Raw genomic sequence first — 3885 nt, 5'->3', positions numbered from 1 at the left:
TATTTGTGTATGAACATGAAGGGAAAGTTATTGCAGCGGCTATTATAAATAAAATTCAGGACGAAAGCTATGTAAATGCTCCATGGAAATATGATGCAAAAGACATAGAAGTATGCGTTATCCATACACTTGTTGTAGATCCTAAATTCAATGGAAAGGGTATCGGAGTTGATTTTGTTAAATTCTATGAAGAGTACGCAAAAGAAAAAGGATGTAGCGAACTTCGACTTGATACAAATGAAAAAAATCTAAAGGCGAGAGCTTTATATAAAAATTTAGGATTTGAAGAGATAGCAATAGTTCCAACTACATTTAACGGAATACCTGATATGAATCTTGTGTTGTTGGAGAAAAGTTTGTTGGGATAAATTTAATTATTATTTGCTAATAATTTTTTAATCATCTATTTACGGGTATATAATCTATGTTCGCAGTATGGACATTGAGAAATGTTGGGAGAAAAGATGAAGATAATAGAATATAAAAATAATTTAGAAGATAAAAAGTTTTTAGAATATATCAAAGGAATTGAGTGGGGAGCTGCCAAACTACTCTATAAAGTTACTTCAACGAATACAATTAATGAAAAATTCGGTGATGATGCAAGAATTTTTTATGTTAAAGACGATGAGAATATAATTGGATTTTTCACAATTGTAAATCAAGATTATATAAAACTTCCAGAATATGATAGATTTATTGCCATGCTATGGGTAGATCCTGAGTATAGAGGAAGAGGTCTTTCAAGAGAATTTGTAAAATATGCAGAAGAAATAAGCGGAGTAAAGACTATTCATCTTCTAACTAGACACAAAGGTCTATATGAAAAAATGGGTTACAAACTTATAAAAGAATTTAAAGATGAATTTCACGACATGGATTATTTATACGAGAAAGAACTGTAATTTATTAAAATATTGTGATTAGTTTTTAAAATAATTAATTATATTAAGGAGCGTTTAAATGGATATAGGAATTAAAGGTAAAAAAACATTAATGGTTGATAACACAAATACAGCTGAAGCTTTAAAAAGTGGAACTCTACCTGTATTTGCAACTCCTTCTATGATTGCACTTATTGAGGAGACTGCTTTACTTTCAGTTGCAGATTATTTAAAAGATGGAGAAGCTACTGTAGGAACAAAACTAGATGTATCACATGTAGCAGCTACACCTATAGGAATGAAAGTTACTTGTGAAACAGAACTTATAGAAGTTGATAGGCGTAGACTGGTATTTAATGCTAAAGTTTATGATGAAGTGGGACTAGTTGGTGAAGGAACTCACGAAAGATTCGTAATTGATAGTGAGAAATTTTTAGCGAAAGCAAATAACAAAATAAGTAAATAGTATAGTTAGAATTTTTATAAGTGGGGTTAAAGATGAAGACAGCTTTAGTTTTAGAAGGCGGGGCAATGCGTGGTGTTTACACTGCTGGGGTCCTAGATGTATTCTTAGAAAATAATCTTAATTTTGATGGAATAATTGGGGTTTCAGCAGGTGCACTATTTGGTGTAAATTTTTTATCCAAGCAAAATGGCCGCGTCATCAGATATAATAAAAAATATAATAGCGACAAGGACTATATGGGAATAATTCCATATATAAAGACTGGAAATTTTATAAGCACTGAATATGCTTATGAGAAAGTACCATTTGAATTAGATGTCTTTGATGATGAAACTTATAAAAAATCAAAAGTTCCTTTCTATGCCGTAATGACAAATATAGAAACTGGTAAGCCTGAGTATTGCAAAATTACAAGTGTGTTTAAACAGATGGATCTATTAAGGGCGTCTGGATCAATGCCTTTTTTATCAAAGCCAGTAAAAATAGATAATAAGCTTTATATGGATGGTGCTGTTGTAGACAGCATTCCTTATGAATACATGCTCGAGAATGGTTATGATTCCTTAGTTGTTATATTAACTAAACCAGAAGATTATGTAAAAAAACCACTGCCACCAAGGCTTACGAATATGTTTTATAAAAAAGATTATCCTAATTTTGCCAAAGCTGTAAGAGACAGGCACATTATGTATAATGGGCAAATGCAAAGATTATACGAGCTAGAGAAAGATAATATTGCAAAAGTAATAAGACCTTCTAAAAAAATAAAAGTAAGTAGAGTTGAGAAAGATCCAGAAAAGTTAGATGAGCTTTATAGACTTGGCCGAAGTGACGGAGAAAGATTTTTAAAATCAAACCCTCAATATAAAAATAAAAAATAATATAGTAGATATTACGCGGTGAATGTATGTTAATAAGAAAATTTAAAGAAACTGATGCAATAGATGTGTCAAACTTAATGGCAAAAACTTTAAGAATTACAAATAAAGATGACTATTCTAAAGAGTATATAGAAGATCTAATAAATAGATTGACACCTCAAAATATTTTAGATAATTCTAGGGATTCCTCTTTTTATGTTATTGAAGAGGATGGTAATATAGTTGCCTGTGGCGCCATAGGACCATATTTAGATAAAGAAGATGAAACATATTTGTTTTCGATTTTTGTGGACCCTAAGTATCAAAAAAGAGGTTTGGGCAAAAAAATAATAGAGACAATCGAAAGCGATGACCTTTTTTTGAAATCTAGTCGAATTGTTGTGCCCGCATCACTTACCGCAGTGGATTTTTATCTAAGGCTTGGTTACAAATATTCGAATAACGAGAGAATTATTGATAATAATGGACTTATCGAATTAGAAAAATTTAACAATTAATTCTTCAAATATTTTTATTTGTCTTCTAACTAAATTTATAAAAATTATTTAATAAAAAATCTTTATTAGAGATCTCTTCATTTGAGATCTTTTTTTGTGAAGATATATATAACAGATTTATTACTTTTAAAATTTAATATGATAAAATATAATTAATACAAAATAATGGGAGGGTTTTATGATTAGTGTTGAAGACAGAATTAAAAATTTAGACGAGAGATTGTCAAAAATTGAAGCTATATTTTCAAATAAAGATCAATATAATTTAAATGTATTGGGAGATTTAAAAGCCAAAAGCATTGGTTCTACTGTTAGAATAAAAGATGTAAAACTTTTATTTCCTACTATTTCTCCAACAGATATTGAAAAATCATCTGTAAATCCTTCTACTCTTGTAGTTATTCCAAATGATGAGGAGATTATAAAAGAAATTGAGAATGCGTACAAAAATGCTTTTGAAATGGGGAAAAGCTCTGGAAAGTTTCCTGAAAATCTTACCTTTAAAGAATTAATTTCAAATAAAAAAGAGAGTGTATTTCTAAATAAAAACGAATTTATAAATTCTCAAAAGCCAAAAGTGCGCGAATTTTTGCCAGAGTTTATAGGTAATAATATTTTAATGAGAAATGTTAAGGTTGGCGAAGATGAAAATGGAAATGTAGGAGTTGTGCTTCGCGACAAAAATGGAAATCTATTAGACAAATCTGAGCGAATTGTAACTGGGGATACGGGAGAGATAGTAATTAATTTTTATCCTTATAATTTCAAAGACAAAATAGGAATTAGTAGATACATACAAGGTTTTATTAGAACTAGTTCCACACAAACTGGCAAGAGTCTTTTTATTTAATCGTGGTGAGCTATGAACGCAAAAGAAAAATTATTTGAGCTTCAAGATAAAAAGTATAGAGTATTTCAAAGTAAATTGGTTCCAAATATAGAAGATGAAAAAATAATTGGTGTTAGAGTGCCAGACTTAAGAAAAATTTCTAAGATTTTTGATGATATAGAGATGCGAGAGTTTTTAGATGACTTGCCACATTACTATTATGATGAAAATATATTGCATGGAATCTTAATATCCAATATTAAAGACTATGAAAGCTGCATAAAAGAAATTAATAAATTTTTACCTTTTATCGACAACTGGGCTGTTT

The 3885-nt window shown here is 29.5% G+C and carries 7 protein-coding genes; all 7 read left to right on the top strand.

Annotation, left to right across the window (positions count from 1 at the left end):
* Positions 1–368 (top strand): GNAT family N-acetyltransferase (locus tag ACOX6R_RS07495; protein WP_433448843.1); only part of this gene is annotated, 368 nt, incomplete at its 5' end.
* 96 nt (positions 369–464) lie between these two features.
* Complete coding sequence (locus ACOX6R_RS07490) at positions 465–905, top strand: GNAT family N-acetyltransferase (RefSeq protein WP_433448841.1); 441 nt, start codon at positions 465–467, stop codon at positions 903–905.
* Positions 906–996: 91 nt separating this feature from the next.
* Positions 997–1350, top strand: a complete 354-nt coding sequence (locus tag ACOX6R_RS07485) for a thioesterase family protein (protein ID WP_433448839.1) — start codon at positions 997–999, stop codon at positions 1348–1350.
* 32 nt (positions 1351–1382) lie between these two features.
* A complete protein-coding gene (locus ACOX6R_RS07480) occupies positions 1383–2231 on the top strand; it encodes a patatin-like phospholipase family protein (RefSeq protein WP_433448837.1) in 849 nt (282 codons plus the stop codon).
* Between the two features lie 26 nt (positions 2232–2257).
* On the top strand, positions 2258–2728 hold the full coding sequence (locus ACOX6R_RS07475; protein ID WP_433448835.1) for a GNAT family N-acetyltransferase: 471 nt from the start codon (positions 2258–2260) through the stop codon (positions 2726–2728).
* A gap of 178 nt (positions 2729–2906) precedes the next feature.
* Positions 2907–3578, top strand: a complete 672-nt coding sequence (locus ACOX6R_RS07470) for a DUF2815 domain-containing protein (RefSeq protein ID WP_433448833.1) — start codon at positions 2907–2909, stop codon at positions 3576–3578.
* 12 nt (positions 3579–3590) lie between these two features.
* The coding region (locus ACOX6R_RS07465; RefSeq protein WP_433448831.1) for a DNA alkylation repair protein at positions 3591–3885 on the top strand (295 nt) is incomplete at its 3' end.

Origin of the sequence: Peptoniphilus sp. (assembly GCF_050943655.1) — a bacterium.
Classification (GTDB): Bacteria; Bacillota; Clostridia; order Tissierellales; family Peptoniphilaceae; genus Peptoniphilus_A.
Note: the sequence above shows the minus strand (reverse complement) of the source record. Positions and strands in the feature narration are given on the sequence as shown.

Excerpts from the sequence above, each read along its gene's own strand:
- ACOX6R_RS07480 (WP_433448837.1), top strand. The coding sequence starts at position 1,383 with ATGAAGACAGCTTTAGTTTTAGAAGGCGGGGCAATGCGTGGTGTTTAC.
- ACOX6R_RS07490 (WP_433448841.1), top strand. The coding sequence starts at position 465 with ATGAAGATAATAGAATATAAAAATAATTTAGAAGATAAAAAGTTTTTA.
- ACOX6R_RS07475 (WP_433448835.1), top strand. The coding sequence starts at position 2,258 with ATGTTAATAAGAAAATTTAAAGAAACTGATGCAATAGATGTGTCAAAC.
- ACOX6R_RS07470 (WP_433448833.1), top strand. The coding sequence starts at position 2,907 with ATGATTAGTGTTGAAGACAGAATTAAAAATTTAGACGAGAGATTGTCA.
- ACOX6R_RS07485 (WP_433448839.1), top strand. The coding sequence starts at position 997 with ATGGTTGATAACACAAATACAGCTGAAGCTTTAAAAAGTGGAACTCTA.